Source organism: Candidatus Acidianus copahuensis (assembly GCF_000632495.1).
GTDB classification, from domain to species: Archaea; Thermoproteota; Thermoprotei_A; order Sulfolobales; family Sulfolobaceae; genus Acidianus; species Acidianus copahuensis.
Map to the genome: position 1 here is coordinate 1 of NZ_JFZT01000064.1, position 1,827 is coordinate 1,827.

The window sequence follows — 1,827 nt, forward strand, 5'->3', positions numbered from 1 at the left end:
AAACAATTATTGATAATTTAATAAAATATTTATACTTTGCCAACAAACGTATTTTCATGAAGGCAGCAGTCCTTTACCAGTTCAAATCTCCTTTTAAGATTGAAGATGTTAGGTCAAATCCCATGCCTGGCTTTGTAAAAGTCAATGTCAAAGTAGTTGGTGTTTGTGGTAGAGATGTGGTAATTTGGAAGGGCGGTTTTAAGAATTTCAAGCTACCAGCAATTTTAGGCCACGAAATTTTCGGTTTCTATAATGATAAGCCAGTAGCAGTATATAGTGGTATTTTTTGTGGAAATTGCGAGTTTTGCAAGCAAGGTAAGGAAAATCTGTGCGATAGTTACTCATTGATAGGTGAAAATACGCCGGGCGGATATGCGGAAGAAGTTTATGCTCCTGAAAGAAATTTAATTGAGTTGCCTGATAAAAATTTTGAAAAATATGCCTCAGCATCAGAACCAGTAGCTACCATAATTCATGCATCAAATTTGGCTCAGATCAAGAAAGGAGATAAAGTACTAGTAACTGGAGCTAGTGGTGCAGTTGGTATTCACGGCATACAATACCTAAATATACTGGGAGCAGAAGTATATGGACTAACATCTAAGCCCGAAATCGTGAAAGAAGCTGGAGGTATTCCTATAGGCAATGAAGATCTAAAGAGGGAGAGATTTGACGTTATCATGGAGTTAGTTGGATCGATCACTATAAACGATGATCTAAGATCACTCAAGAAGGAAGGAACTTTGGTACTAATAGGAAACATTGAAGGAGATCCGATTACCTTGAACAGACCAGCCATGAGTATTATGAGAGAGCATAAAATCATAGGCAACGCCTCGTTTACTGTTAACGAATTTAAACACGCTATAAAATTGATAGCTGAAGGCAAAATAAGGCCTTACTTTAAAACGTTTAGTCTTGAGGAGATCAACGAGGCTTATAAAACCATGCTGGAAAGAAGGCAGATTGGTAAAACGTTACTTAAAATTTTAGAGGGATAAGGAATGCTAGTTGACACTTCAGCTGGAAAAATGTATATTAACATAGTTGATGGTAAGGGTAAGAATCTACTCTTCATTCACGGAATTCCAACTAATTTGATGCTATGGAGAGAAATAATACCTAAGTTAGATGGTTTCCGGATAGCGGTTGATTTAATAGGTTATGGAAAATCAGATAAGCCCGATAATAAGGATTTATCGCTTACAGCCCAATCGTTTTATCTGACTGAAGTTTTAAGCTCTATGGACGTTAACGACATAGTTTGCATAGGTCATGACATCGGTGGGGGGATTTGCCAAATATTAGCTATGAGGGGGATTGTGTCCTCAATGATATTAGTGGATAGCGCGGGAATGGACTATTGGCCAACACAAACTATCTTAAGGCTAAAAGATCCTAAATGGGACGATTATATAAAACGAGTTGACATGTTAGAGGGCTTTTATAATTCACTGAGACAAGGAGTCGTAAGAAAGGAGAAAATTACCATGGAAGTAGCTAAAATGTATGCAGAACCCTTTTCGAGTAAGGAAGGTAAAAGGGCTTACTTAAGGGCAGCTAGGGCATTAGACTTTAGAGATACTTTAAAAGCACTTCCGGAGTTAAATAAGGTAAAAATTCCTACTCTAATAATTTGGGGAGATCAAGACGTATATATCCCTTACTTCCATGGAATTAGACTGTCCAATCAAATTCCAAGTTCTAAATTCATCTTACTCAAGGATATTGGACATTTTGTATCGGAAGACGATCCACTATTGCTTGCTTCAATAATCAAAGGCTTTGTAGATATTTACTTGATCTCTAACTAAGGAAAGGTTGTTT

Annotated in this window: 2 protein-coding genes; both read left to right on the forward strand. The window is 37.1% G+C overall.

Annotated features, from left to right (window positions below):
- Positions 1-56: 56 nt before the first annotated feature.
- Positions 57-1,001 (forward strand): alcohol dehydrogenase catalytic domain-containing protein, encoded by a 945-nt coding sequence (locus CM19_RS11950; protein WP_048100684.1) that lies wholly within the window; start codon positions 57-59, stop codon positions 999-1,001.
- A 3-nt stretch (positions 1,002-1,004) separates the two neighbouring features.
- Positions 1,005-1,814, forward strand: a complete 810-nt coding sequence (locus CM19_RS11955) for an alpha/beta fold hydrolase (protein ID WP_048100685.1) — start codon at positions 1,005-1,007, stop codon at positions 1,812-1,814.
- Positions 1,815-1,827: the final 13 nt, after the last annotated feature.